General features: G+C 72.2%; 20 protein-coding genes. 9 read left to right on the top strand and 11 right to left on the bottom strand.

What is annotated here, in order from left to right; all coding sequences use genetic code 11:
- Positions 1 to 197: 197 nt before the first annotated feature.
- Positions 198 to 2,927, bottom strand: a complete 2,730-nt coding sequence (gene ppdK / locus B1H29_RS24990) for a pyruvate, phosphate dikinase (RefSeq protein WP_055416802.1) — start codon at positions 2,925 to 2,927, stop codon at positions 198 to 200.
- Positions 2,928 to 3,420: 493 nt separating this feature from the next.
- On the opposite strand from ppdK, the gene B1H29_RS24985 reads away from it, so the two are divergent.
- Entirely contained in the window at positions 3,421 to 5,190 is a 1,770-nt protein-coding gene (locus tag B1H29_RS24985; protein ID WP_055416803.1) for a hypothetical protein, read from the top strand.
- On the opposite strand, the gene dusB is transcribed toward B1H29_RS24985, so the two are convergent.
- Complete coding sequence (gene dusB / locus B1H29_RS24980) at positions 5,191 to 6,357, bottom strand: tRNA dihydrouridine synthase DusB (protein WP_055416804.1); 1,167 nt, start codon at positions 6,355 to 6,357, stop codon at positions 5,191 to 5,193. It abuts the gene before it with no gap.
- Between the two features lie 260 nt (positions 6,358 to 6,617).
- Between dusB and B1H29_RS24975 the strand changes: the two genes are divergently transcribed.
- Positions 6,618 to 7,265: a YHS domain-containing protein gene (locus tag B1H29_RS24975; protein WP_055416805.1), complete on the top strand. Its 648-nt coding sequence runs from the start codon at positions 6,618 to 6,620 to the stop codon at positions 7,263 to 7,265.
- A gap of 102 nt (positions 7,266 to 7,367) precedes the next feature.
- On the opposite strand, the gene B1H29_RS24970 is transcribed toward B1H29_RS24975, so the two are convergent.
- The 3 genes from B1H29_RS24970 to B1H29_RS24960 all read right to left on the bottom strand — a co-directional run bounded on the left by B1H29_RS24970 (position 7,368) and on the right by B1H29_RS24960 (position 13,666).
- The gene (locus B1H29_RS24970; RefSeq protein ID WP_055416806.1) at positions 7,368 to 11,726 is read right to left on the bottom strand and encodes a cation-translocating P-type ATPase; all 4,359 of its coding nucleotides are present in this window, start codon (positions 11,724 to 11,726) and stop codon (positions 7,368 to 7,370) included.
- Positions 11,727 to 11,735: 9 nt separating this feature from the next.
- Positions 11,736 to 12,668 carry a hypothetical protein gene (locus B1H29_RS40060; RefSeq protein WP_324610972.1) on the bottom strand — a complete coding sequence of 311 codons (933 nt, stop codon included), beginning with the start codon at positions 12,666 to 12,668 and terminating at the stop codon, positions 11,736 to 11,738.
- A 95-nt stretch (positions 12,669 to 12,763) separates the two neighbouring features.
- On the bottom strand, positions 12,764 to 13,666 hold the full coding sequence (locus B1H29_RS24960) for a helix-turn-helix domain-containing protein (RefSeq protein ID WP_055416807.1): 903 nt from the start codon (positions 13,664 to 13,666) through the stop codon (positions 12,764 to 12,766).
- A 101-nt stretch (positions 13,667 to 13,767) separates the two neighbouring features.
- Here B1H29_RS24960 and B1H29_RS24955 point away from each other — a divergent pair, with 101 nt between their 5' ends.
- A complete protein-coding gene (locus tag B1H29_RS24955) occupies positions 13,768 to 15,201 on the top strand; it encodes an MFS transporter (protein WP_055416808.1) in 1,434 nt (477 codons plus the stop codon).
- Between the two features lie 52 nt (positions 15,202 to 15,253).
- On the opposite strand, the gene B1H29_RS24950 is transcribed toward B1H29_RS24955, so the two are convergent.
- Both B1H29_RS24950 and B1H29_RS24945 read right to left on the bottom strand, forming a co-directional pair.
- A complete protein-coding gene (locus B1H29_RS24950) occupies positions 15,254 to 15,868 on the bottom strand; it encodes a LysE family translocator (RefSeq protein WP_055416809.1) in 615 nt (204 codons plus the stop codon).
- Positions 15,869 to 16,044: 176 nt separating this feature from the next.
- A complete protein-coding gene (locus B1H29_RS24945) occupies positions 16,045 to 17,427 on the bottom strand; it encodes a glycine--tRNA ligase (protein ID WP_055416810.1) in 1,383 nt (460 codons plus the stop codon).
- 170 nt (positions 17,428 to 17,597) lie between these two features.
- Here B1H29_RS24945 and B1H29_RS24940 point away from each other — a divergent pair, with 170 nt between their 5' ends.
- Genes B1H29_RS24940 through B1H29_RS24925 form a run of 4 tightly spaced genes read left to right on the top strand, consistent with a single transcriptional unit; the run spans position 17,598 to position 20,778 of the window.
- A complete protein-coding gene (locus tag B1H29_RS24940) occupies positions 17,598 to 18,602 on the top strand; it encodes a zinc ABC transporter substrate-binding protein (protein ID WP_055416811.1) in 1,005 nt (334 codons plus the stop codon).
- 26 nt (positions 18,603 to 18,628) lie between these two features.
- Positions 18,629 to 19,399, top strand: a complete 771-nt coding sequence (locus B1H29_RS24935) for a metal ABC transporter ATP-binding protein (RefSeq protein ID WP_055416812.1) — start codon at positions 18,629 to 18,631, stop codon at positions 19,397 to 19,399.
- Complete coding sequence (locus B1H29_RS24930) at positions 19,399 to 20,301, top strand: metal ABC transporter permease (RefSeq protein ID WP_055416813.1); 903 nt, start codon at positions 19,399 to 19,401, stop codon at positions 20,299 to 20,301. Before B1H29_RS24935 ends, B1H29_RS24930 begins: the two co-directional genes overlap by 1 nt.
- A gap of 57 nt (positions 20,302 to 20,358) precedes the next feature.
- The gene (locus B1H29_RS24925; protein ID WP_055416814.1) at positions 20,359 to 20,778 is read left to right on the top strand and encodes a Fur family transcriptional regulator; all 420 of its coding nucleotides are present in this window, start codon (positions 20,359 to 20,361) and stop codon (positions 20,776 to 20,778) included.
- A 76-nt stretch (positions 20,779 to 20,854) separates the two neighbouring features.
- Here B1H29_RS24925 and B1H29_RS24920 read toward each other — a convergent pair whose 3' ends face one another.
- From B1H29_RS24920 to B1H29_RS39490, 4 genes are read right to left on the bottom strand one after another with little or no spacing between them, the layout of a single operon-like run.
- Positions 20,855 to 21,703, bottom strand: coding sequence for an isoprenyl transferase (locus B1H29_RS24920; protein WP_055416815.1), 849 nt, complete (start codon positions 21,701 to 21,703; stop codon positions 20,855 to 20,857).
- A 16-nt stretch (positions 21,704 to 21,719) separates the two neighbouring features.
- The gene (gene recO / locus B1H29_RS24915) at positions 21,720 to 22,469 is read right to left on the bottom strand and encodes a DNA repair protein RecO (RefSeq protein ID WP_055417724.1); all 750 of its coding nucleotides are present in this window, start codon (positions 22,467 to 22,469) and stop codon (positions 21,720 to 21,722) included.
- A 22-nt stretch (positions 22,470 to 22,491) separates the two neighbouring features.
- Positions 22,492 to 22,707, bottom strand: coding sequence for a hypothetical protein (locus B1H29_RS24910; protein ID WP_055416816.1), 216 nt, complete (start codon positions 22,705 to 22,707; stop codon positions 22,492 to 22,494).
- On the bottom strand, positions 22,704 to 22,910 hold the full coding sequence (locus B1H29_RS39490) for a hypothetical protein (RefSeq protein WP_079160442.1): 207 nt from the start codon (positions 22,908 to 22,910) through the stop codon (positions 22,704 to 22,706). The genes B1H29_RS24910 and B1H29_RS39490 overlap by 4 nt, the downstream gene beginning before the upstream one ends.
- Positions 22,911 to 23,025: 115 nt before the next feature.
- Here B1H29_RS39490 and B1H29_RS24900 point away from each other — a divergent pair, with 115 nt between their 5' ends.
- Positions 23,026 to 23,856, top strand: a complete 831-nt coding sequence (locus tag B1H29_RS24900) for a helix-turn-helix domain-containing protein (protein ID WP_055417725.1) — start codon at positions 23,026 to 23,028, stop codon at positions 23,854 to 23,856.
- Positions 23,838 to 24,071, top strand: a complete 234-nt coding sequence (locus B1H29_RS24895; protein WP_055416817.1) for a DUF397 domain-containing protein — start codon at positions 23,838 to 23,840, stop codon at positions 24,069 to 24,071. Before B1H29_RS24900 ends, B1H29_RS24895 begins: the two co-directional genes overlap by 19 nt.
- Positions 24,072 to 24,153 lie beyond the last annotated feature (82 nt).

Genomic DNA, 24,153 nt, shown 5'->3' with positions numbered 1-24,153 from the left:
GCCCGGCACGAAGCCCGCACCCGCGGCGCACAGGCACAGGCGCGGCACGGCACGGCGCACGACACGGCACGGCACGGCACAAAGGGCGGCACCCCCGCACAGGGTGCCGCCCTTTCCGGTGAACCGGAGCCGCCGCCGATCGGTGAGGGTGGTCGGGTGACAGACGGCGGCTCCGGGGTCTTCGCCCCGTGGGGTGTCTAGCGGTGGTCGCTGCCCTTCGACCGCGACGCCGCCCGGCCGGCCTCCAGCCGGGCCACCGGGATCCGGAACGGGGAGCAGGAGACGTAGTCCAGGCCGACCTCGTGGAAGAAGTGGACCGACTCCGGGTCGCCGCCGTGCTCACCGCAGACGCCGAGCTTCAGGTCGGGGCGGGTGGCGCGGCCGGCCTGCGCGGCGGCGGCGACCAGGGAGCCGACGCCGTCCTTGTCGATCGTCTCGAACGGGGAGACGCCGAAGATGCCCTTCTCCAGGTAGGCCGTGAAGAAGCTGGCCTCCACGTCGTCGCGGCTGAAGCCCCACACGGTCTGGGTCAGGTCGTTGGTGCCGAAGGAGAAGAACTCGGCGGCCTCGGCGATCTGGCCGGCGGTCAGCGCGGCGCGCGGCAGCTCGATCATCGTGCCGATGGACAGCTTCAGCTTCGCGCCCGTGGCGGCCTCGACCTCGGCGATGACCTGGTCGGCCTCGTCGCGGACGATCTCCAGCTCCTGGACGGTGCCGACCAGCGGGATCATGATCTCGGCACGCGGGTCGCCCTTGGCCGCCTTGCGCTCGGCGGCGGCCTCGGCGATGGCCCGTACCTGCATGGTGAACAGGCCGGGGATCACCAGGCCGAGGCGGACGCCGCGCAGACCCAGCATCGGGTTCTGCTCGTGCAGGCGGTGCACGGCCTGGAGCAGGCGCAGCTCGTTCTCGTGCGGCTCCTGGCGCGACTCGGCGAGCGCGACGCGCACCGACAGTTCGGTGATGTCGGGCAGGAACTCGTGCAGCGGCGGGTCCAGGAGGCGGACGGTGACCGGCAGGCCGTCCATCGCCTCGAACAGCTCGACGAAGTCCCGCTTCTGGAGCGGGAGCAGCGCCTTCAGCGACTCCTCGCGCTCGGCCTCCGTGTCGGCCAGGATCAGCCGCTCCACCAGCTCGCGGCGGTCGCCGAGGAACATGTGCTCGGTGCGGCACAGGCCGATGCCCTGGGCGCCGAAGCGGCGGGCGCGCAGCGCGTCCTCGGCGTTGTCGGCGTTGGCGCGCACCCGCAGCCGGCGCTTGCGGTCGGCGAAGGCCATGATGCGGTGCACGGCCTCGACCAGCTCGTCGGCGTCCTCGGCGCCCGCGTGCATGCGGCCCTCGAAGTACTCGACGACCGGCGACGGCACGACCGGGACCTCGCCGAGGTAGACCTTGCCGGAGGAGCCGTCGATGGAGACGACGTCGCCCTCCTCGACGACGTGCCCGCCGGGCACGGTCATCCGGCGGCGCTTGGTGTCGACCTCCAGCTCCTCCGCGCCGCAGACACAGGTCTTGCCCATGCCGCGCGCGACGACGGCCGCGTGGGAGGTCTTGCCGCCGCGCGAGGTCAGGATGCCCTCGGCGGCGATCATGCCGTCCAGGTCGTCGGGGTTGGTCTCGCGGCGGATCAGGATGACCTTCTCGCCGGAGCGGGACCACTTGACGGCGGTGTACGAGTCGAAGACGGCCTTGCCGACCGCCGCGCCCGGCGAGGCGGCGATACCCCGGCCGACCTGCTCGACCTTGGCGTCGTCGTCGAAGCGCGGGAACATGAGCTGGGCGAGCTGGGCGCCGTTGACGCGCTGGAGGGCCTCCGCCTCGTCGATGAGGCCCTGGTCGACGAGCTGGGTGGCGATGCGGAAGGCCGCGCCCGCCGTGCGCTTGCCGACGCGGGTCTGGAGCATCCAGAGCTGGCCGCGCTCGATGGTGAACTCGATGTCGCAGAGGTCCAGGTAGTGGTTCTCCAGGGTCTCCATGATCTGCATGAGCTGGTCGTACGACTTCTTGTCGATCGACTCCAGCTCCGCCAGCGCGACGGTGTTGCGGATGCCCGCCACGACGTCCTCGCCCTGGGCGTTCTGGAGGTAGTCGCCGTAGACGCCCTGGTGGCCGGAGGCGGGGTCGCGGGTGAAGGCGACGCCGGTGCCGGAGTCGGGACCCAGGTTGCCGAAGACCATGGAGCAGACGTTGACGGCGGTGCCGAGGTCGTGCGGGATGCGCTCCTGGCGGCGGTAGAGCTTGGCGCGCTCGCCGTTCCAGGAGTCGAAGACGGCCTTGATGGCGAGGTCCATCTGCTCGCGCGGGTCCTGCGGGAAGTCCCGGCCGGCCTCGGTCTTGACGATCTTCTTGAACTTGGTGACCAGCTTCTTGAGGTCGGCGGCCTCCAGCTCGGTGTCCACCGTGACCTTCTTGGCCGCCTTGGCCGCCTCCAGCGCCTCCTCGAAGAGGTCGCCGTCGACGCCGAGGACGGTCTTGCCGAACATCTGGATCAGGCGGCGGTAGGAGTCCCAGGCGAAGCGGTCGTCGCCGGCCTGCTTGGCCAGGCCCTGCACCGACTTGTCGGAGAGGCCGATGTTGAGGACCGTGTCCATCATGCCGGGCATGGAGAACTTGGCTCCGGAGCGGACCGACACGAGGAGGGGGTTGTCGGCCTGGCCGAGCTTCTTGCCCATCTTCGCCTCGAGGGCGTCGAGGTGCGCACTCACCTCGTCACGCAGTGCCGCCGGCTCCTCGCCGCTGTCGAGGTAGGTCTTGCAGGCCTCGGTGGTGATGGTGAAGCCGGGAGGGACCGGAAGGCCCAGGTTGGTCATCTCGGCGAGGTTGGCGCCCTTGCCGCCGAGGAGGTCCTTGAGGTCCTTGTTGCCCTCGGTGAAGTCGTAAACGAACTTCGCTGCGTTCGCTACCTGGGGATCTTTGTTTTCCGACACGGGTCTCGACTCCTCGAGGACGCGGTGGCTGCCCTGACGGCGAGGAATGTACCCAGATCAAAGGCACCTGGGTACGTCCACTTGCGCGTCATGCGCCTGTAACCACTCGTCCGCCAGCGGATCGAAAGTCAAGGCTTGGCAAGCGAGCGACGAACCATGTTTTCACTTCTTGAACGGACGCTCTCCCGAAAGCGTCACCTGGCGCTCGCATGAGCGCTGTTCCCTTCGTTTGAGTTCGATCGATGAACGATCAAGCTATGGCACTCAGTGCCACACCTTGAGGAAGTGGAGTCGCCCAAGATCCGCTCATCTGAGCGCTACCTCTATCAGGGGTGGCGAGAATCACGCTGCCACAGGCCGCGGGATTTCACCATGCGGACGCGTTCGCGCCCGTGCTGAACACACCGCTCACGGCGGACGTACGAGAGTGCGGCGGGTCCGGCCCCCTCGCCGGGCCCGCCGTCCACCGGGCTACGTACGGAAGGACCTCCGGGTGCCTGTCATCACGCCTTTCCGCCGGCCGCCGCGGACCGCCGAGGACCCCGACACACCCGAAGCCCCCTCGCTCCCGCCACTCCGGGCCCTCCAGGCCCGCCTGGCCCACTGGCGCGCCTGGCGCACCCGGCACCCCCGCGCCGCACTCGCGGTCCGCCGGACCACGACCGCCCTCGCCGCCGTCCTCGTACTCGGGGCACTGCTGCTGCCGAACACCCTGGTCGCCCTGGAGCCCAACCGGTTCGCGCGCATCCCGGCGGAGGCGGTCATCGGGACGGTGCTGCTGCTCTGCCTGCCGCGCGTACCGCGCCTGGTGCTGGCGGCGCTCCTCGGGACCGGCCTCGGTGCGCTGACCGTGCTGAACCTGCTCGACATGGGCTTCACCCAGTACCTGGGGCGCGGCTTCAACGTCGTCCTCGACTGGGGCCTGCTGGACGACGCCCGGTCGTACGTGGCGGACTCGATGGGCGGGGCGGCGGCGGCCTGGGCCGCGGTGGGCGCCGTCCTGGGGGTCCTGCTCCTGCCGGCGCTCACGGCGCTCGCGGCGGTCCGGCTCGGCGAGCTGCTCGCCGCGCACCGGGAGCGGGCGGCCCGGGGCGCGCTGATGGCGGCCACCGTGTGGATGACCTGCGTGGCGCTGGGCGTGCAGACCTTCGGCGTGCCGGTCGCCACCAGGAGCGCCTCCGGGGCGCTCGAAGCGCAGGCGCACCGGGTGGTGGACACGCTGCGGGACGAGGCGGCCTTCGCCGAGGAGGCGAAGGCCGACCGCTTCGGTGCCACGCCCGGCGCGCAGTTGGTGCCGGACCTGCGCGGCAAGGACGTGATCTTCACGTTCATCGAGAGCTACGGCCGCAGCGCCCTCGAGGACCCGGTCATGGCACCGGGTGTCGGCCGCACCCTCGACACCGGGGCGGAGGCGCTGGCCGAGGCGGGCTTCGGGGCGCGGAGCGGCTGGCTGACGTCGTCGACGTACGGCGGCAGCAGTTGGCTCGGCCACTCCACGTTCATGTCGGGCCTGTGGGTCGACAACCAGCAGCGCTACCGCACCGTCACCGCGGGCGACCACCTCACGCTCACCAAGGCGTTCGGGAAGACCGGCGACTGGGACACCGTCGGCGTCATGCCGGGCGTGCAGAAGGCCTGGCCGGAGGCCGAGTGGTACGGGCTCGACAAGGTCTACGACGCCTTCGACGTCGGCTACGAGGGACCGAAGTTCAGTTGGTCGACCATGCCGGACCAGTACGCGCTGGAGGCGTTCCAGCGCCTGGAACACGGCAGGGAGCGGGACAAGCCGCTGATGGCGGAGATCATCCTGACCTCCAGCCACCAGCCCTGGGCGCCGCTCCCGGAGATGGTCGGCTGGGACGAGATCGGCGACGGCTCGGTGTTCGACGGCATCGAGGCGTCGGGTGTGCGGGCGTCCGACGTCATCGCGGACTCCACCCGGTCGAAGGAGCAGTACGGCAAGTCGGTCGAGTACTCGATCACCAGCCTCGTCCAGTGGCTGGAGCGCTACGGCACCGACGACACAGTCCTGGTCTTCCTCGGCGACCACCAGCCGATCACGCGCGTCAGCGGCGACAAGGCGAGCCGGGACGTCCCCGTCTCGATCGTCGCCAGGGACCCGGAGGTGCTCGACGCGATCGACGGCTGGAACTGGACGGAGGGGCTCGAGCCCGCCCGGGACGCCCCGGTGTGGAGGATGAGCTCCTTCCGCGACCGCTTCCTGACGGCCTACGGCTCCACCCCGCACCCCACCGAGGACTGATCAGCCGCCGGAGGTGTCCAGCTCCGCGTCCTCGCCGACGCCCGCGCAGTCGTACGGGTCCTTCAGCCAGCCGTCCGGCAGGACCACGCGGTTGTTGCCGGAGGTGCGGCCGCGGGGTCCGTCGGCGCCGGTGGGCCAGGGCTGGTCGAGGTCGAGTTCGTCGAGGCCGGCCCGCAGTGCCTCCAGGGAGGAGGTGATCGCGAGCCGGCCCCGCATCTCGGAGCCGACCGCGAAGCCCTTGAGGTACCAGGCGACGTGCTTGCGGAAGTCGATGACGCCGCGCGCCTCGTCGCCGATCCACTCGCCGAGCAGGGTGGCGTGCCGGACCATCACGTCGGCGACCTCGCGCAGCGTGGGCCGCACGTAGGCGTCGGTACGCCCCTCGAAGGCGGCGACGAGGTCGGCGAACAGCCACGGCCGCCCCAGGCACCCGCGCCCGACCACGACGCCGTCGCAGCCGGTCTCCCGCACCATCCGCAGCGCGTCCCGGGCGGACCAGATGTCGCCGTTGCCGAGCACGGGGATCTCCGGGACGTGCTCCTTCAGGCGGGCGATGGCGTCCCAGTCGGCGGTGCCGCCGTAGTGCTGGGCGGTGGTGCGGCCGTGCAGGGCGATGGAGCTCACGCCCTCCTCGACGGCGATGCGGCCGGCGTCGAGGTAGGTGAGGTGGTCGTCGTCGATGCCCTTGCGCATCTTCATGGTGACCGGCAGGTCGCCGGCGCCGGTGACGGCCTCGCGGACGATGGCCCGCAGCAGGTTCCGCTTGTACGGGAGGGCCGAGCCGCCGCCCTTGCGGGTCACCTTGGGCACGGGGCAGCCGAAGTTGAGGTCGATGTGGTCGGCGAGGTCCTCCTCCGCGATCATGCGGACGGCCTTGCCGACGGTCACCGGGTCGACGCCGTAGAGCTGGATCGAGCGCGGCGTCTCGGTCGCGTCGAAGTGGATGAGCTGCATGGTCTTCTCGTTGCGCTCGACCAGCGCCCGGGTGGTGATCATCTCGCTCACGAACAGGCCCTTGCCCCCGCTGAACTCCCGGCACAGGGTGCGGAAGGGCGCGTTGGTGATCCCGGCCATCGGCGCCAGCACGACGGGCGGCGCGACGGTGTGCGGGCCGACCCGCAAGGGCCGGGCGGTGGTGCTGGGGGCGGGCGTGGTGGGCGTGGACATTCCTCCATTGTCACGCACGCGGGGCGGTGCTCGTGGTGCCGCGGCGGCGGGGGTGAGCGCCCGACCGAGCCCGCGGTCGGCGCGCCCGGGCCGTAGTCCCGCACCCGGGCCGTAGTCCCGCGCCCTGGGCATCAGGACGGCGTCCCGGCTGCTCCCCCGGTAGCAGTGCAGACGTCGTCCGCACGGCGGATGGCCGCGCGCACCTCCACGGCGCACAGTGGGCCGTACCTCAGCAATCGGCCACGGGACAAGGATGCGGGATGCTGCTGATCGAGGTTTTCGTGCCCAAGGGGGCCTTGAGCGAGGAGGAGCGGCAGGCGCTGGCGCACCGGCTCGTCGACACGCTCATGGTCGAGGACGACAGCCACGCCATCGAGATCATCGAGGCCCAGCGCGCGATCACCCAGGTGCTCGTGCACGAACCCGCCACCTGGGTCCTCGGCCGGCGGCCGACGGCGGACCCGGCGGACCCGCCCCGCTACCTGGTACGGGTCACCGTCCCGGCATCGTGGCGCAAGGAGATGAGCGGCTACACGGTGGAGATCGTCACCGGCGTCCTGGCCGAGACCGAACGGGCCGCCGGCCGCGACCCGGAGCGGGTGCGGCGCGAACCGGACGCCGTGATCCTCGTGGACGGCGTCTCCGAGGGCGGTATCGGGATCCACGGCAAGGCGATGAGCAGCCTGGACCTCACGGAACTCGTCTCGCGCCCCTACCGCGACCACACCGCCTCACGTCCGGCACCACAGCCGCCGCGGGGCCGGCTGATCGACCCGGTCTGCGGCATGAGTGTCGACCTCGCCGACTCCCCCCTCACGCTGGTGCACCAAGGGGTCCTCTACGGCTTCTGCCACGGTCTGTGCCGACGGTCCTTCGCGGACGAGCACGGGGTGCCGCTCGGCCGGTAGCGGGCGGCGTTCCCGGCCACGGCTCCGGCTCCGGCCACGGCTGCGGCTCCGGCTCCGGCCACGGCTCCGGCCACGGCTGCGGCTCCGGCGCCAGCGCCGGGCTCAGCGCGCGAGGGCCGGCAGCCGTTCCGCCACCTTCGGCCAGTACCTCACCACCGCCTCCTCCACCCGCGGCAGCGCCCGCTGTCCCGCCAGGGCCAGGACGATCGCCGCGGCCACGCCCGCCCAGGCGAGCGGGCCCAGCGGCGTGCAGCCGAAGAGCTGGCTGGCGCCCGGGGTCTGCACCAGGGCCACCAGCGCGGCGGCGGAGCCCAGCGACGTGACCTGGACCAGGCGGCTGCCGCGGCGGTCGGCGAGGGTCTGGGCGAGCTGGGTGCCGACCACGGCGCACAGGGCCATCGTCGTCGAGCGGCGCCCCGTGCCCGGCGTGAAGCGGCCCAGCAGCCAGGCCGCGGTCGCGCCGAGGGCCGTGGTCATCGCCCGGTGCCGGATCTGCCGGAGCAGGGGCTCGCCCAGCACCGCCGTGCCGAGCGGCGTGCCCGCGTCGTCCTCCTCCTGCTCGGGGTCCCCCGTCTCCGTCACCGCCACCGCCATCGCGGGGAACAGGTCCGTGAACAGGTTGACCAGCAGCATCTGGCGGGTGGACAGCGGGGCGGCGCCGCCGAGAACGGTGCCGAGGATGCCGAAGCCGACCTCGCCCGCGTTGCCGCCGATCAGGATGGCGATGGCGTCGGCGACGCTGTGCCACAGCGCCCGGCCCTCCCGGACCGCCTCCACCAGGACCAGCAGGTCCTCGCCCGTGACGACCAGGTCGGCGGCGTTGCGGGCGGCGGCCGAGCCGCGGGCGCTGATGCCGACGCCGATGTCGGCGGCGCGGATGGCCGCGGCGTCGTTGGCGCCGTCGCCGACCATGCCGACGACCCGCCCGGCGTCCCGCAGCGACTCCACGACCTGGAGCTTCTGCTCGGGCGCCACCCGGGCCACGACGTCCGCGTCGCGCAGCATGCGGGAACGTGCCGTGCGGTCCGCGGCGGCGAGTTCGTCGCCGGTGACCACCACCGCGTCCTCGGGCCAGCCCAGGTCGACGGCGATGGCGTGGGCGGTCTGCGGATGGTCGCCGGTCAGCACCACGGGCCGTACGCCCGCCTCGCGCAGCCCGCGCACCAGCGCCGGGGACGTCTCGCGGGCCACGTCGGCCAGCCCGAGCATCGCCGTGAACTCCAGTTTCTCCGGCTGCTGTTCGAGGACGTCGGCCGCCTTCTCGCCCCGGCGCAGGGGGCGGGAGGCCACCGCGATGATGCGCAGCCCGTCGCGGGCCAGGCCCTGCGCCACCTCGGAGGTGTGCGACGGCAGGTCGGCGCAGGCGGGCAGCACGGTCTCGGGGGCGCCCTTGACCACCAGCACCGGCGCCCCGTCGCCGTCCCGCCCGACGGCGGCGGCGTAGCCGCGCGAGGTCTCGAAGGGCAGGCCCTCCTCCTGCGTCCACTCCGGGTCCGGCCCCGCGGCGTCGAGTACGGCCTCGTCGGTGGCGTGGGTGGGGCGGGCGCCGTCGCCGTTCAGGCGGGGGCAGGCCCGCGCGGCGATCCGCACGGCGTCGGCGGCGTCCGGGTCACCCGCCTTGCGGACCGTGCCGTCGGCGCCCGCGACCCGCGTCAGCCGCAGCCTGTTCTCGGTGAGTGTGCCGGTCTTGTCGAAGCAGATGGTGTCCATGCGGCCCAGCGCCTCCAGCGTGCGCGGGGTGCGCACGAGGACGCCGCGGCGGCTGAGCCGGCGGGCCGCCGCGAGCTGCGCCACCGTCGCCACCAGCGGCAGCCCCTCGGGCACCGCGGCCACCGCCACCGACACACCGCCGGCGACGGCCCGCCGGATCGGCGTGCCGCGCAGCAGCGAGAGACCGGTCACCGCGGCCCCGCCGGCGAGGGTGAGCGGGAGCGCCTTGCGGGTCAGCTCCTGGAGCCGGGCCTGCACCCCGGCCGCCGAGGGCGTGCGGGCGGCCAGCGACACCGCGCGGGCGGCCTCGGTGTGCTCGCCGGTGTCCACGACGACGGCCTGGGCGCGGCCGGCCACCACGGTCGTGCCCTCGAAGACCATGCAGTGCCGCTCGGCCACGGGGGCGTTCGACACCGGGTCCACGCACTTGTCCACCGGCAGCGACTCGCCGGTGAGCGCGGACTCGTCCACCTCCAGGCCGTCCTCCCACAGCAGCCGGGCGTCGGCCGGTACGACGTCGTCCGCCTTGAGGTCGACGATGTGACCCGGATGGAGTTTGGCCGCGTCCATGACCCGTGGCTCGGCCGACGGGTCGTGCGTCTCCTCCTCGGCGACCCGCGCCTTCTGCTTCTGCTGCGCGAGCAGCCCGGACAGCGCCCGCTCGGCCCGCAGCCGCTGGAAGCCGCCGACCAGCGCGTTCAGGTCCAGTGCGCCGACGACGAGCAGCGCGTCCATGACGGAGCCGAGGATCGCCTCGGCCGCCGAACCGACCGCCAGCACCGGGGTGAGCGGGTCGTCCAGTTCGCCCCGCACGGCCTGTCCCAGTTGCCACGTCCACTTCACCGGGGCGAGGACGGGCACGCGGCCCGCCCGGTCGGCCGCCGCGCGCGCCCTGGCCGTCAGTTGCTCGGCGAGGGACGGCTCCGGCTCCTCCTCCCGCGCCAGTCGTTCCCGTACGCCGGCGGGGTCCAGGGTGTGCCAGGCCACCCGCGCCCGGGGGTGCGGGGCGCGGGCCACGGCCACGCCGAGGGCGGCGCGCGTCCCGGACAGCAGGGCCGCCGCCGCGCTCACGTCGACGGGCGCGTGCCGCAGCCCCGGCAGCGCCGAACCCCCGCCACCGCCCTTGCCGTTGCCTCGCGCCTCGCCGACCGCCACCAGCAGCCCGGACAGCGCGGCCCCGGACCGGGCCAGCGTCTGCGACCGGCGCCCGATCGCGCGGGCCGCCGGCACCGCCCGCAGCAACCGCCACACGTCGGCCAGACCCTGCGGCGCGAGCACGTCCGCGCCCCAGGCCACCGGGCTGTCCCCGTCGGCCAGCGCGACGGCCACGTCCCCGCCCAGCAGCCCGGCCGCCACCGACGCGTCGTCGCCGGGCCGGGGACGTACGACGGTGACGACGCCGCCCTCGGCCCGCAGTCCGTCCACGACCTCCCGCAACGGCCTGCCGGCGGTCACCACTTGGTCCGCGAGGCCGGTGAAGTCGGCCAGCGCCGGGTCCTCCACCATCACCACGCGCAGGCCCGCGCGCCGCGCCGCGTCCAGGACGTCCTCGGTCCACGGGTCGGCGCCCGCGTCCGGCGCCCGCAACGCGCTGGGGTGCAGGACGACGGTGGCCGCCGACTCCAGTTGCCGCAGCCGCTCGGGGTCGCGGACGAGCACGCCGGTACGGGACAGCGCGGCGGTCAGTACGGCGTGGAACGCGGCGGGCCCGTAGCGCGCGGCCTTGGGCGAACCGGCCAGCACCGCCTCGGCGGCCTCGGCCACGTCGTGCTTGACCAGCAGCGTCGCCGCGGCGCCCGCCACGCTGCCGGTGGAGGCGTGGGCGGCGTAGTCCTGCGCCGGGGAACTGCGCAGCGGCGGGCGCAGGGCGGGGCCGGCGGGCAGGCTGACCCGGCCCGGGGCGCAGAGCCGGTCGTGCACGACTTCGAAGGCCGCCGTCCGGGTCACCGCCTCCGTGAGCTGGCAGACGCGCAGCGCCCCGTCGAGCACCAGTGAGGTGGGGCTCTGGCCGGCGCCGTGGACGGCCGCGTTGGCGGCGGCCAGGGCCACGTCCATGCCGTGGGCGCCGAGGCGTTCGCGCAGCCAGGCGCGGAAGGCCGGGTTCTCGCGCAGCAGCGTCGCCACGGCGGTGACCAGCCGGGGTGAGGGCGGCAGCCGCAGGCGCGCGCCGGTCACGGCGGCGGCGATGCCCAGCACGTCGGCCCCGAGGGCCGTCGCGGCCACCCGCACGGAGGCCGGATCGCCGGGGTGGGACAGCTCCTCCACCGGGTCGCCCGGGGCGCCCCGTCCGTCCGCACGGGTCAGTCCGTGCCGCTCGGCGAGTTCGGTGGCCCGGTCCACGACCCGGTCGCTCAGTGCCTCCTCGGTCGCGGTCACCACGAGCCGGGCGAGGCCGGTGTCCCAGTAGGCGAGTGCCACGTCCGGGTGCTCGGCCAGAGCCGCCGCGACCCGCCGCGCCACGCGTTCCGTGCCGCCCGCCCGGCGCACCTTCTCCGTCGCGGCCGGCCGGAGCGCGAGGTGCGCCCGGGGCCCGGCCCGCCAGTCGCGGGTGCCGCCCGGCAGCGCGGCGCGGGCGACCCGTGCCGCGCGCGCCGCGAAGTCGGCGCCGCGCACACCGGCCCGCGCGGTGCCCGCCACGGCGCCGGCCGCGGCGCCCACCGCGGGCGCGGTGCCGCGCCCGAGGAGCCGGGGCCCGGCGAGGACGAATCCGGTGACGGCGTCCTGGGAACGCGTCAGAAGTCCACCGACCATCGCTGTCTCTCAGCCCGCCTTTCGTGTGGAGGCGGCCGTCTTCTCGCTGCGCGCGCGAGAGGAGGAACCGCGGGAGGAAGCGCCGCGGGAAGGACCGGACGTGGCCTTCTTGGCGGTGCTCTTCCTTGCGGGACTCTTCTTGGCGGTGCTCTTCTTGGCGGTGCTCTTCGCGGCCGCCTTCTTCGCCGTGCTCCTCGCCGTGGTGCTCTTCGCGGCCGCCTTCTTCGCCGTGCTCCTCGCCGTGGTGCTCTTCGCGGCCGCCTTCTTCGCCGTGCTCTTCGCCGTGGTGCTCTTCGCGGCCGTCTTCTTGGCCGTGCTCCTCGCGGCCGTGCTCTTCGCGGCCGTGCTCTTCGCCGGGGTGCTCTTGGCCGCCGTCTTCTCGGCGGTGCTCTTCGCGCGGCTCGTCTTCGCGGCACTCGTCCCGGCGGGGCCCGACTTCGCGGCGGTCTTCGTCGCCGGGCTCTTCCTGGCGGCGGCCTGTGTCCCGGCGGTCTTCTTCGCGGTATCGCGCCGCGCGGGGCTCTTCCTCGCCGCACTCGTACCGGCCGTACTCGTCCCGGCCGTACTCGTCCCGGCCGTACTCGTCCCGGCCGTACCGGCCTTTTCCGAACCGCCGTTCTCGCCGCCGCCGGGCCGCTTCGCCCCGTTCTGCAGCGCCCGCGCGGTCTCCGCCTCCGGCGACTCCTGCTGCCGTGGCCGCGTCAGCCAGGCCACCGCCGCCCCGGTGGCCGCCACCGGCCACTCCACCAGTCCGGCGACGCCCAGCACCCCGGCCCCCGTGTACACGAGCACGCGCCGCCCGCGCGGCGACACGGCCCCGATCCTGTCCAACGTGCCCTCGGCGGCCCTGCCGACCGTCCCGGCGCCCGGTACCTTCCGCAGCGCGGACGCGGCCGCGTGCAACGGCCTCGGGAGCGTCTGCGCCGATTTCTGCTCAGCCATGGCTGTTCGTCCTCGCCTGTGCAAGCTTGTGCAAGCTGTGGAAACCCTGGGAACATCACCTTCCGCATATCTCCGGGTTCCCGCACTTCGGGCACTCACCCCGGCGATGTCGGCCCGCGCTCCAGAGCGATCGCGTGCAGCCTCTCCAGCCGTTCCCGGGAGGCCTCGTCGGCCGGTACGTAGGTCACCATCCGGGGTCCTGCGCCGGGGCCGAGCCACAGGTCCGTGTGGTCGACGCGGACCCGGCCGACGTACCGGTTGAGGAACTCCTTGCGCTTGCCCCGGTGCGCGACGACCTCGTGCCGGTCCCAGGCCTCGCGAAAATCGGGCGACTGCGCGCTCAGCCGTTTGAGGAGCATCTTCCAGGCGGGCTCGCCGAGGTGAGTGGCCATCGACGCGCGGAAGCGGGCGGCCATCACCCGCTGGGTCTCCTCCAGATGGACGATCGAGGAGCGCCACTCGTCGTGGGTGAAGCTCAGGACCATGCAGTTGCGGTCCTCGGGCGGCACCGCCTCCAGGTCGCACAGCAGCAGCCCGTACGTGCGGTTGTGGGCGAGGATGTCGTACCGGCTGTTCTGCACGCAGGCGGGGTACGGCTCGAACTGCTCCAGCACGGACCGCAGCGCCGGGGTGACGGACGGACAGGCCGTCGCGGGCGTCGGGTCGACCGCTCCGGCCAACTGGAAGAGGTGGGCCCGCTCGGTGGGGTCGAGCAGCAGGGCGCGGGCGAGGGCGTCGAGGACCTGCACGGAGACCTGGATGTCACGGGCCTGCTCCAGCCAGGTGTACCAGGTGACGCCGACGGCCGAGAGCTGGGCGACCTCCTCGCGCCGCAACCCCGGTGTACGGCGCCGACGGCCGCGGGGCAGCCCGACCTGCTCGGGGGCGATGCGTTCGCGGCGGCTGCGCAGGAAGGCGGCGAGTTCGTGCCGCCGGACCGCCGAGCCCTCGTCGCGTGGCCGGGAGTGCGGGGCCGTCTCCTGGGCTGTCGTCGTCATGCACCCAGGGTGCCGCGCTCCGGACCCTGTTGCCAGGTACTTCTTCTACCAGGACAAGCACACTCTGGTACCACCCTGGAAAGCGCCGCAGTCTCGTCCCCGTGACCGAAACGACCGTCCCCTCCCGTCCCGTCCGCCCGGCCGCCCCGCCACCGCCCGCGCTCGGCGGCCTCGGCCTGTTCACGGTGCTGCTGGCCGCGGCACTCCCCCTCATCGACTTCTTCATCGTCAACGTCGCCCTGCCGGCCATCGGCGCGGACCTGTCCGCGAGCGAGGCCGTCCTGGAACTCGTCGTCGTCGGATACGGGGTGGCCTACGCCGTCCTGCTCGTCCTCGGCGGCCGGCTCGGCGACCTGTTCGGCCGGCGGCGGCTGTTCCTGGGCGGCATGGCGGCCTTCGGGGTGACCTCGCTGGCGTGCGGGCTGGCGCCGGACGCCTGGTCCCTGGTGGCGGCGCGGGTGGCGCAGGGCGCCTCGGCCGCCGCGATGCTGCCGCAGGTGCTGGCCACCATCCAGGCGACCACGTCCGGTGCCCGGCGCGCCAAGGCCATGGGCCTGTACGGGGCCACGGCCGGCCTCTCGATGGTGGCCGGCCAGATCCTGGGCGGTTTGCTCGTGGCCGCCGACATCGCCGGCACGGGGTGGCGCTCCGCCTTCCTGGTGAACGTCCCGGTCGTGCTGCTGGGCCTGCTGCTGGCCGTCCGGGCGGTCCCGGAGACCCGCGCCACGCGCCCGGAGCCGGTCGACCTCCCCGGCACGGTCCTGCTGGCCGCGTCGCTCCTCACCCTCCTGGTCCCGCTCACCGAGGGCCGGGCGGCGGGCTGGCCGCCGTGGACGTGGCTGTCGCTGGCGGCGTTCCCGTTCGTGGCGGCGGCGTTCTACGCGGTGGAGCGCGGGGCCGACCGGGCGGGCCGTACGCCTCTGGTCCCGCCGAGCCTCTTCGCGATCACCTCGCTGCGGCGGGGGCTGCTGCTCATCGTGCCGTTCTCGATCGGCTTCAGCGGCTTCATGTTCGTGATCGCGGTGGCGTTGCAGCGGGGCGCGGGTCTGGGCCCGGTGGACGCGGGGCTGGCCCTGGCGCCGCTGGCGGTGGTGTTCTTCCTGTGCTCCCTGGCCGGCCCCCGGCTGGTCGCCCGGTACGGCACCCGCGTGGTGCCGGCCGGTGCCGTCCTCCAGGGCGTGGGGCTGGCCCTGATGACGCTGGCCGCCTGGCGCTCCTGGCCGGACCTCGGACTGGTGGAGCTGCTCCCGGGGGCGGCGGTCGCCGGTGCCGGGCAGGCGCTCCAGCTCCCCGTGGTCTTCCGGATCGTCCTGTCCGAGGTCCCGCCCGCCCGCGCGGGCGTCGGCAGCGGCGTCATGATCACCACTCAGCAGTCGTCCCTGGCCCTGGGTGTGGCGACGCTCGGCTCCCTGTTCCTGTCCCTCGTCCCGGGCCTGGGCATGCGCGACGCCCTGATCACGACGCTGCTGGTCCAACTGGCCGCGGTGGCGCTGACGGGGCTGCTGAGCCTGCGCCTGCCCCGGACGCTCGACTGAGCCGCCGCACCGCTTCTTACCGCCAAGGCTCTCCCTGGCCGCTGACGCCCCCTCACCGGGCGGTGAACGCCAGCTTCGCCCCGAGCGCCACGAACGACCCCGCGAAGCTCCGCCGCAGCCACGCCATCACCCGCGGCCGGGAGATGACGTGGCTGCGCACGGACGCGGCCAGGACGCCGTACGCGGCGAACACCACGAAGGTCACCAGCATGAACACGCCGCCCAGCACCAGCATGCGCGGCAGGGCGCCGGCTTGCCCCGGGTCCACGAACTGCGGCAGGAAGGCGAAGAAGAACAGCGTCAGCTTCGGGTTCAGGATGTTGATCAGCACACCCCTCAGGATCACCCGCCCCGCCGGGACGGGAGCGGCCCGCTCGTCGCGCACCGTGAGCGCCTCCTTGTCCCTGAGGGTGGCCCACGCCATGTACAGCAGGTAGGCCACGCCGGCGTACTTGAGGACCTGGAAGGCGGTGGCACTGGCGTGCAGCACCGCCGCGACCCCGGTGACGGTGGCCAGCAGGTGCGGCACGATGCCGAGCGCGCACCCGAGAGCGGCGACGACACTCGCACGGCGCCCGCGCGAGAGGGCCGCGGCGAGGGTGTAGACGACCCCGGTGCCGGGGGTCGCGACGACCACGAGGGTGGTCAGCAGGAAGGCGATGCTCATGCCCACCACCCTGACAACGCGACGGCCCCCGGCAGAGGACCACTCGGGATCCTCCATCGGGGGCCAATCACGGACCTGGGACGCTCACCCCTCTCCCGACCGAGCCGGTCGGCGGGTGGGCACAGGCCCGGGGTCCAGGGGGCGCAGCCCCCTGGTACGGCAACGCGAACGGACGTTCAGCAGCCGACGAGCCTGGAGGCCAGGTACCCCTCGATCTGGTCCAGCGACACCCGCTCCTGCTTCATGGTGTCCCGCTCCCGCACCGTCACCGCGTTGTCGTCGAGCGTGTCGAAGTCGACGGTGACACAGAACGGCGTACCGATCTCGTCCTGGCGGCGGTAACGCCGCCCGATCGCACCGGCGTCGTCGAAGTCGATGTTCCAGTTCTGCCGCAGCGCCTGGGCGAGGCCCTTGGCCTTGGGCGACAGCTCCGGGTTCCGGGACAGCGGCAGGACGGCGACCTTCACCGGCGCGAGGCGCGGGTCGAGGCGCAGCACCGTGCGCTTCTCCAGCTTGCCCTTGGCGTTCGGGGCCTCGTCCTCGATGTAGGCGTCGAGCAGGAAGGCGAGCATCGCGCGCCCGACACCGGCCGCCGGCTCGATGACGTACGGCGTCCAGCGCTCGCCGGCCTCCTGGTCGAAGTAGGAGAGGTCCTGGCCGCTGGCCTTGGCGTGCGAGGAGAGGTCGTAGTCCGTCCGGTTGGCGACACCCTCCAGCTCGCCCCACTCGCTGCCGCCGAACTGGAAGCGGTACTCGATGTCGGCGGTGCGCTTGGAGTAGTGGGAGAGCTTCTCGGCCGGGTGCTCGTACCAGCGCATGTTCTCTTCACGCATGCCCAGGCCGGTGTACCAGTTCCAGCGCTGCTCCATCCAGTACTCCTGCCACTTCTCGTCCTCGCCCGGCTTGACGAAGAACTCCATCTCCATCTGCTCGAACTCGCGGGTGCGGAAGATGAAGTTGCCGGGCGTGATCTCGTTGCGGAAGGACTTGCCCATCTGGGCGATGCCGAACGGCGGCTTGCGGCGCGACGTGGTCTGCACCTGGGCGAAGTTGGTGAAGATGCCCTGCGCGGTCTCGGGCCGCAGGTAGGCGACGGAGCCGCTGTCCTGGGTCGGGCCGAGGTGGGTGGAGAGCAGGCCGGAGAACTGCTTGGGCTCGGTGAAGGTGCCCTTGTTGCCGCAGTTGGGGCAGTTGAGGTCCGCGAGGCCGTTCTCCGGGGCGCGGCCCTTCTTCTCCTCGTAGGCCTCTTCCAGGTGGTCCGCGCGGAACCGCTTGTGGCAGGAGGTGCACTCGGTCAGCGGGTCCGTGAAGGTGGCGACGTGGCCGGAGGCCACCCAGACCTCGGGGGCCAGGATCACGGACGAGTCGAGACCGACGACGTCCTCGCGCGAGGTGACCATGTAGCGCCACCACTGGCGCTTGAGGTTCTCCTTGAGCTCGACACCCAGCGGACCGTAGTCCCAGGCGGCGCGCTGACCGCCGTAGATCTCACTGCACGGGAATACGAAGCCACGGCGCTTGCTCAGGCTGACGATGGTGTCGATCTTGTCGGCGGCCACGGTGCTCTCTTCATTACGACGACGGGCGACGAAGCGAGATGCTTCCAGAGAATGCTTCAGGTTACCGGCGTGGGTCGCCCCCCGGCCAAATCGGGGTTCCCCTTCGACGATCTTCCGACGGGCCGACAGCCAGTTGACAACGGTTTCCATATTTGTTGAAAATGAATGCCATGAACGTACGACGACGCCACATATCCGGCATAGCAGTCACCGCGGCCGCCACACTCGGCCTCGGGACCCTCTCCGCCTGCTCCGGCGACAGCGCGGCGGCGGGCAACACGGACAAGTTCGACGTCGTCGCGTCGTTCTACCCGATGCAGTACCTCGCCGAGCAGATCGGCGGCGACCACGTGAACGTCACCACGCTCACCGGGCCCGGCCAGGAGCCGCACGATCTGGAGCTCAGCGCCAAGCAGACCGCCCGGATGGGCGAGGCGGACGCGGTGCTCTACCTGAAGTCCCTCCAGCCCGCCGTGGACGAGGCCGTCGCCCAGGCCGACGTGAAGACCAAGATCGACGCGGCCACGCTGACCAAGCTCGAGAACCACGGGAACGTCGAGCACGACCACGCCCACGGGGACGAGGGCCACTCCGAGGAGGAGCACGCCGCAGAGGAGCACTCCGAGGAGGCGCACTCCGAGGAGGAGGAGCACGCCCTCGACCCGCACGTCTGGCTGGACCCGGTCAAGTACGCCGAGGTCGCCGAGGGCGTCGCCAAGGCCTTCGAGAAGGCCGACCCGGACAACGCCGCGGACTACCGCGAGAACGCCGACGCGCTGGCGAAGAAGCTGGCCGGCCTGAACACGGCGTTCAAGGACGGCCTGGCGGACACCGACACCAAGGTCTTCTTCACCAACCACGCCGCCTTCGGCTACCTCGCCGAGCGCTACGGCCTGACCCAGGAGGCCATCAACGGCCTCGATCCGGAGAGCGAGCCCAGCCCCGCCCGGATCAAGGAGCTCCAGGACGAGGCCAAGGCCGACGGCGTCACCACCGTCTTCTACGAGACACTGGTCTCCGACAAGACCGCGAAGACCCTCGCCAAGGACGCGGGCCTGAAGACCGACGTCCTCGACCCGCTGGAGGGCATCACCGACAGGTCCAAGGGCGACGACTACTTCGGGGTCATGGAGGCCAACCTCAAGGCGCTCGAGGCCGCCCTCGGCGCCAAGTGAGCGCACCGATCGTTACGGAGGGCATCGTGAGCGACGAGCCTGTCATTTCCCTGCGCGGCGTCCGCGCCGAACTCGGCTCACGCCCCGTCCTGCGCGGTATCGACCTCACCGTGGGACGCGGTGAGGTCGTGGCGCTGCTCGGCGCCAACGGCTCGGGCAAGTCCACGGCCGTGCGCACGGTCATCGGCCAGGTGCCGGTCACGGCCGGCGAGGTCGAGCTGTTCGGCACCCCGCGGCGCCGCTTCGGCGACTGGGCGCGCGTGGGCTACGTCCCGCAGCGCACCACGGCCGCGGGCGGTGTCCCCGCCACGGTGACCGAGGTGGTCTCCTCCGGCCGCCTCTCCCGCGCCCGCTTCGGCGTGCTGCGCAAGGCCGACCACGAGGCCGTACGCGGGGCCCTGGGCCTGGTCGGCATGGCGGACCGGGCCAAGGACTCGGTGAACGCCCTCTCCGGCGGCCAGCACCAGCGGGTGCTGATCGCCCGCGCGCTCGCCTCCGAACCCGAGCTGCTGATCATGGACGAACCGATGGCGGGCGTCGACCTGGCCAGCCAGGAGGTCCTGGCCGACACCCTGCGCGAGCAGGTCGCGGCCGGCACCACCGTCCTCCTCGTCCTGCACGAGCTGGGCGCCCTGGAGCCCCTGATCGACCGGGCCGTGGTGCTCCGCGACGGCTGCGTCCTGCACGACGGCCCGCCCCCGAAGGCCGTCGGCCAGCACGCGCTGCCCGGCCACGACCACGTACACCCGCACGCACCCGCGGGCGCCGAACCGATCCGCACGGGACTGCTGAGCTGATGGAAATCCTGAACTACGCCTTCATGCAGCGGGCGCTGCTGGCGGCCGTCCTGGTCGGCATCACCGCCCCCGCCGTCGGCATCTACCTGGTCCAGCGCCGCCAGGCCCTCATGGGCGACGGCATCGGCCACGTGGCGATGACCGGCGTCGGCCTCGGCTTCCTGCTCACCTGGTCCCCGGTGTGGATGGCGACCCTGGTCTCCGTACTCGGCGCGGTCCTCATGGAGCTGATCCGCTGGTACGGCAAGACCCGCGGCGACATCGCCCTCGCCATGCTCTTCTACGGCGGCATGGCCGGCGGCGTGATGTTCATCAACCTCGCGCCGACGGGCTCCAACGCCAACCTCACCTCGTACCTCTTCGGTTCCCTGTCGACGGTGAGCGAGTCCGACGTCACCGCGATCTGCCTCCTGGCGGCCTTCGTGGTCCTGGTCACCCTCGGCCTGCGCCGCCAGTTGTTCGCGGTCAGCCAGGACGAGGAGTTCGCCCGGGTCACCGGCCTGCCGGTGCGCGCGCTGAACCTGCTGACGGCCGTCACCGCCGCGGTGACGGTGACGGTCGCGATGCGCGTCGTCGGGCTGCTGCTGGTGTCGGCGCTGATGGTGGTCCCGGTGGCCGCCGCGCAGCAGCTCACCCGCAGCTTCGCCGCCACCTTCGCGATCGCCGTCGCGATCGGTGTCAGCGTGACGATCGGCGGCACGGTCACGTCGTACTACCAGGACGTGCCGCCCGGCGCGACCATCGTGCTGCTCACCATCGGCGCGTTCGTCCTGCTCACCGTGCTGGCGGCGCCACTGGCCCGGCGACGCGCGCGGGAGCTCAGGGCGGCGCAGCCCGCCACGGATCCGACGGAGTGCAAGATTCCGGCCACCCGGGGGGCCGCCGACGAGGTCGGCGTCTGACTGCCGGCCGGCCGGGCTGGCACAATGGCCCGGCAAGGCAGACGTGAGGAGGAACCGGTGACGACCGCTGGACCGCCCGTGAAGGGCCGCGCCACCCGGCAGCGGGCCGCCGTGTCGGCGGCCCTCCAGGAGGTCGAGGAGTTCCGCAGCGCTCAGGAGCTCCACGACATGCTCAAGCACAAGGGCGACTCGGTCGGGCTCACCACGGTCTACCGCACCCTGCAGTCCCTCGCCGACGCCGGTGAGGTCGACGTGCTGCGCACCGCCGACGGCGAGTCCGTCTACCGACGCTGCTCCACCGACGACCATCACCACCACCTGGTCTGCCGCACCTGCGGCAAGGCGGTCGAGGTCGAGGGCCCGGCGGTGGAGAAGTGGGCGGAGGCCATCGCCGCCGAGCACGGCTACGTCAACGTGGCGCACACGGTGGAGATCTTCGGCACCTGCGCGGACTGCGCGAACGCCTCCGGCGGCTGAGCCGCCAAGGCCCGGGGCCGCAGCCCCGGGCCTCCTTTTTCCCGTTTCCCGGCCTGACGGCCTGACGGCCTCAGACTCAGGACGGGCTGGACGATTCCTCCACGCGGCCCTCCATGGCGAGGAGCTCCTCGTTCGGGATGGCCCCGCCGAACCGCCGGTCCCGGGAGGCGAACTCCAGGCAGGCCCGCCACAGGTCGCGCCGGTCGAAGTCGGGCCACAGGACGTCCTGGAAGACCATCTCGGCGTACGCGCTCTGCCAGAGCAGGTAGTTCGACGTCCGCTGTTCCCCGCTCGGGCGCAGGAACAGGTCCACGTCCGGCATGTCCGGGTAGTACAGGTACTTCGCGAGCGTCTTCTCGTTCACCTTCGACGGGTCGAGCCGCCCGGCCCGCACGTCCTCGGCGAGTGCCTGCGCGGCGTCGGCGATCTCGGCACGCCCGCCGTAGTTCATGCAGAAGTACAGGGTCAGCCTGTCGTTGTCCTTGGTCTGCTCCTGGGCGACCTGGAGCTCCTTGGCCACCGACTTCCACAGCTTGGGCATCCGTCCCACCCAGCGCACCCGGATCCCCAGCTCGTCGAGCTGGTCGCGGGTCTTGCGGATGAAGTCCCGGTTGAAGTTCATCAGGAAGCGCACCTCGTCCGGCGACCGCTTCCAGTTCTCGGTGGAGAAGGCGTACAGGGAGATGTTCTGCACGCCCATCTCGATCGCGCCCTGGAGCACGTCCAGCACCCGCTCGGCGCCGACCTTGTGCCCCTCGGTGCGGGGCAGCCCGCGCTCCTTGGCCCAGCGCCCGTTGCCGTCCATGACGATCGCCACATGCTCCGGTACCAGCTCACCGAGGTTCGGGGGCCGCGCGCCGGACGGGTGCTGCTCCGGCGTCCTGTACTCCCGGCGCTGACGCCCCAGGAACCCGCGTACGGCCATGTGTCTCTCGTCTCCTTCAGGATTTCTCGACGTATCGCAAGGAGCGCAGGCCGCGCTCCAGATGCCAGTGGAGGTACGCGGACACCAGCCCGCCGCCCTCCCGTACGTACCGCGGCTCGCACGCGTCCGCGGTCTCCCAGTCTCCCGTGAGCAGCGCCCCGAGCAGTTCCAGGGCCTGTGGCGAGGGTACGACGCTGCCGGGCACCCGGCAGTCGGCGCAGACGGAGCCGCCCGAGCCGACCGAGAAGAACCGGTTCGGGCCGGGCATCCCGCACTTCGCGCAGTCCCCGAAGGTCGGGGCGTACCCGTTCACGGCGAGGGAGCGCAGCAGGAACGCGTCCAGCACGAGGTTCGGCGCGTGCTCGCCCCGGGCGAGGGTCCGCAGCGCGCCCACCAGCAGCAGGTACTGCTGCACCGCCGGCTCGCCCTCGTGGTCGGTGAACCGCTCGGCCGTCTCCAGCATGGCCGTCCCGGCGGTGTACCGCGCGTAGTCCGTCACGATCCCGCCACCGTAGGGCGCGATGGTCTCGCTCTGCGTGCACAGCGGCAGCCCGCGCCCGACCAGCTCGCTCCCCTTGGAGAAGAACTGCACGTCCACGTGTGAGAACGGCTCCAGCCGCGCCCCGAACTTCGACTTCGTCCGCCGCACCCCGCGCGCCACGGCGCGTACGCGTCCGTGACCGCGCGTGAGCAAGGTGATGATCCGGTCCGCCTCACCCAGCTTCTGGGTGCGCAGCACGATGCCGTCGTCGCGGAACAGACTCATGGCGTCCATTCTCGCGCATGCCTCAAGGCACCTCGCCACGACTTCGGGCGTTGGTGTACGCCGTCGCCGCGCTGAGCCGCTCGGACGGGGTGGCGTGGCGTACGTCACCCGGGTCGGCGTCCCATTCCCGGCCCCCGCCGTACGGGCGCATCTGGACGTACGGGCCCTCGTGGCCCATGACGAGGCCGACCCGGCCCGTACGGGTGTCGACGGCGTACGCCCCGACCGGCGGCATCATCGCAGCGCCGCCGCGAGTCGCTGCGCGGTCTCGACGGAACACCGCCCCAATTCGATGAGTGGACAGGGTGCCTCCCGCGCAAGACTCACCGGGTCGAGCCCGAGGGAGGGGAGAGTAATTCCGGCCTCCGCGAGCGCTGCGCGCAATTCTTTCACCGTGTCCTCCGCTTCTCCGACGCAGAGCGCCGAGTGTGGTGCTTCCACCGTGCTCCCCTTCCCTTTACGGTTTCACTCTTCGTGTCCCCAGAATGCCGTGTCGTGACTACACTCGGCAGGAGTACGTGCACTACAAGTGCGGTTCAGTACAGGGTGGTTGGTTATGGCCAATGGTTCGCGGCAGGCGGCGTGGGAGTTCTTCGGAACGGAACTCAAACGCCGGCGGGAGGACGCGGGAATCACCCAAGTGGAGCTTGGGGCGCGCGTTTTCGTGTCCGGGGGTTACATCGGGCAGTTCGAACAGGCAATTCGGAAACCGCAGTTGGATGTCGCTCAGCGGATTGACGAGACGCTACAAGCCGACGGTATTTTCGAGCGGCTGTGCCGGAAGCTGATTGATGATCCCAGGTATGCGGATTACTTCGCGGGGGTCGTCGAACTGGAGCGGCTCGCTTCGACGGTCTACGACTTCGAACCGACCGTGGTGCCCGGGCTCCTGCAAGCGCCGACCTATGCGAGAGCGCTCACACTGGCAACGCATCCGTTCGCGACGGACGAGTTCGTCGAGGACAGAGTCGCCGCTCGGGTGGAACGATCAGGGATCCTCAAGGACGCTACACGGCCCGAGTATTGGGCGGTGGTACATGAAACGGTGCTCCACGTACCGGTCGGTGGGCCCGGAGCAACGGCGGAGACACTGGATCACATGGCTGCGCTGGCCGCCGAGCGCAGGGTGCTGCTTCAGGTGTTCCCCTTCTCGGCCGGCGCCCCCGCCAACAGCGGGTCCCTCAGACTCATGGAGTTCGAGGACGCGCCGCCAACCGCCTATACAGAAACGTCGTTTTCGGGGAGCTTGCTGGACGATCCAGCGGTGGTGAAGCGTGCACGCCGAGCCTACGATCTGATCAGGGGCGCCGCACTGTCGCCGGAGGCGTCCCTCGCCCTGGTCCGATCGGCGGCTGAGGACTTCAGACGATGCACGAGTACGACCTGAGCGACGCCATCTGGCGCAAGAGCACCTACAGCAACGGCGACGGAGGCAACTGCATCGAGGTCGCCGCCGGAGTGCCCGGTGTCGTACCCGTCCGGGACAGCAAGGTGGGCGGCGGCCCGGTGATCGTCGTCGGGTCGGCTGCCTGGACGGAGTTCGTACGCACCGTGGGGGCCGCCCGCTTCCTTGCCAGGGTCGTGCCTCCGCGACCCGAGTAAAGGGCGCTGCGCGTCGCCTTCGGCGATGGCCCTGCGGGCCACCCTTGACTCGGCTCGCTCCACCACGGGTCAGAAGCGAGCG

Origin of the sequence: Streptomyces pactum, from assembly GCF_002005225.1 — a bacterium.
In the GTDB taxonomy this organism is placed as follows: Bacteria; Actinomycetota; Actinomycetes; order Streptomycetales; family Streptomycetaceae; genus Streptomyces; species Streptomyces pactum_A.
This window is presented reverse-complemented; position numbering and strand designations above follow the sequence as displayed.

Bases quoted from the DNA above. Each gene is read 5' to 3' on its own strand.
- B1H29_RS24940 (WP_055416811.1), top strand. From the start codon at position 17,598: ATGAACGTACGACGACGCCACATATCCGGCATAGCAGTCACCGCGGCC.
- B1H29_RS24960 (WP_055416807.1), bottom strand. From the start codon at position 13,666: ATGACGACGACAGCCCAGGAGACGGCCCCGCACTCCCGGCCACGCGAC.
- B1H29_RS24950 (WP_055416809.1), bottom strand. From the start codon at position 15,868: ATGAGCATCGCCTTCCTGCTGACCACCCTCGTGGTCGTCGCGACCCCC.
- B1H29_RS24895 (WP_055416817.1), top strand. From the start codon at position 23,838: ATGCACGAGTACGACCTGAGCGACGCCATCTGGCGCAAGAGCACCTAC.
- B1H29_RS24975 (WP_055416805.1), top strand. From the start codon at position 6,618: ATGCTGCTGATCGAGGTTTTCGTGCCCAAGGGGGCCTTGAGCGAGGAG.
- B1H29_RS24900 (WP_055417725.1), top strand. From the start codon at position 23,026: ATGGCCAATGGTTCGCGGCAGGCGGCGTGGGAGTTCTTCGGAACGGAA.
- B1H29_RS24910 (WP_055416816.1), bottom strand. From the start codon at position 22,707: ATGATGCCGCCGGTCGGGGCGTACGCCGTCGACACCCGTACGGGCCGG.
- B1H29_RS24920 (WP_055416815.1), bottom strand. From the start codon at position 21,703: ATGGCCGTACGCGGGTTCCTGGGGCGTCAGCGCCGGGAGTACAGGACG.
- B1H29_RS24930 (WP_055416813.1), top strand. From the start codon at position 19,399: ATGGAAATCCTGAACTACGCCTTCATGCAGCGGGCGCTGCTGGCGGCC.
- B1H29_RS40060 (WP_324610972.1), bottom strand. From the start codon at position 12,668: ATGGCTGAGCAGAAATCGGCGCAGACGCTCCCGAGGCCGTTGCACGCG.
- recO (WP_055417724.1), bottom strand. From the start codon at position 22,469: ATGAGTCTGTTCCGCGACGACGGCATCGTGCTGCGCACCCAGAAGCTG.
- B1H29_RS24970 (WP_055416806.1), bottom strand. From the start codon at position 11,726: ATGGTCGGTGGACTTCTGACGCGTTCCCAGGACGCCGTCACCGGATTC.
- dusB (WP_055416804.1), bottom strand. From the start codon at position 6,357: ATGTCCACGCCCACCACGCCCGCCCCCAGCACCACCGCCCGGCCCTTG.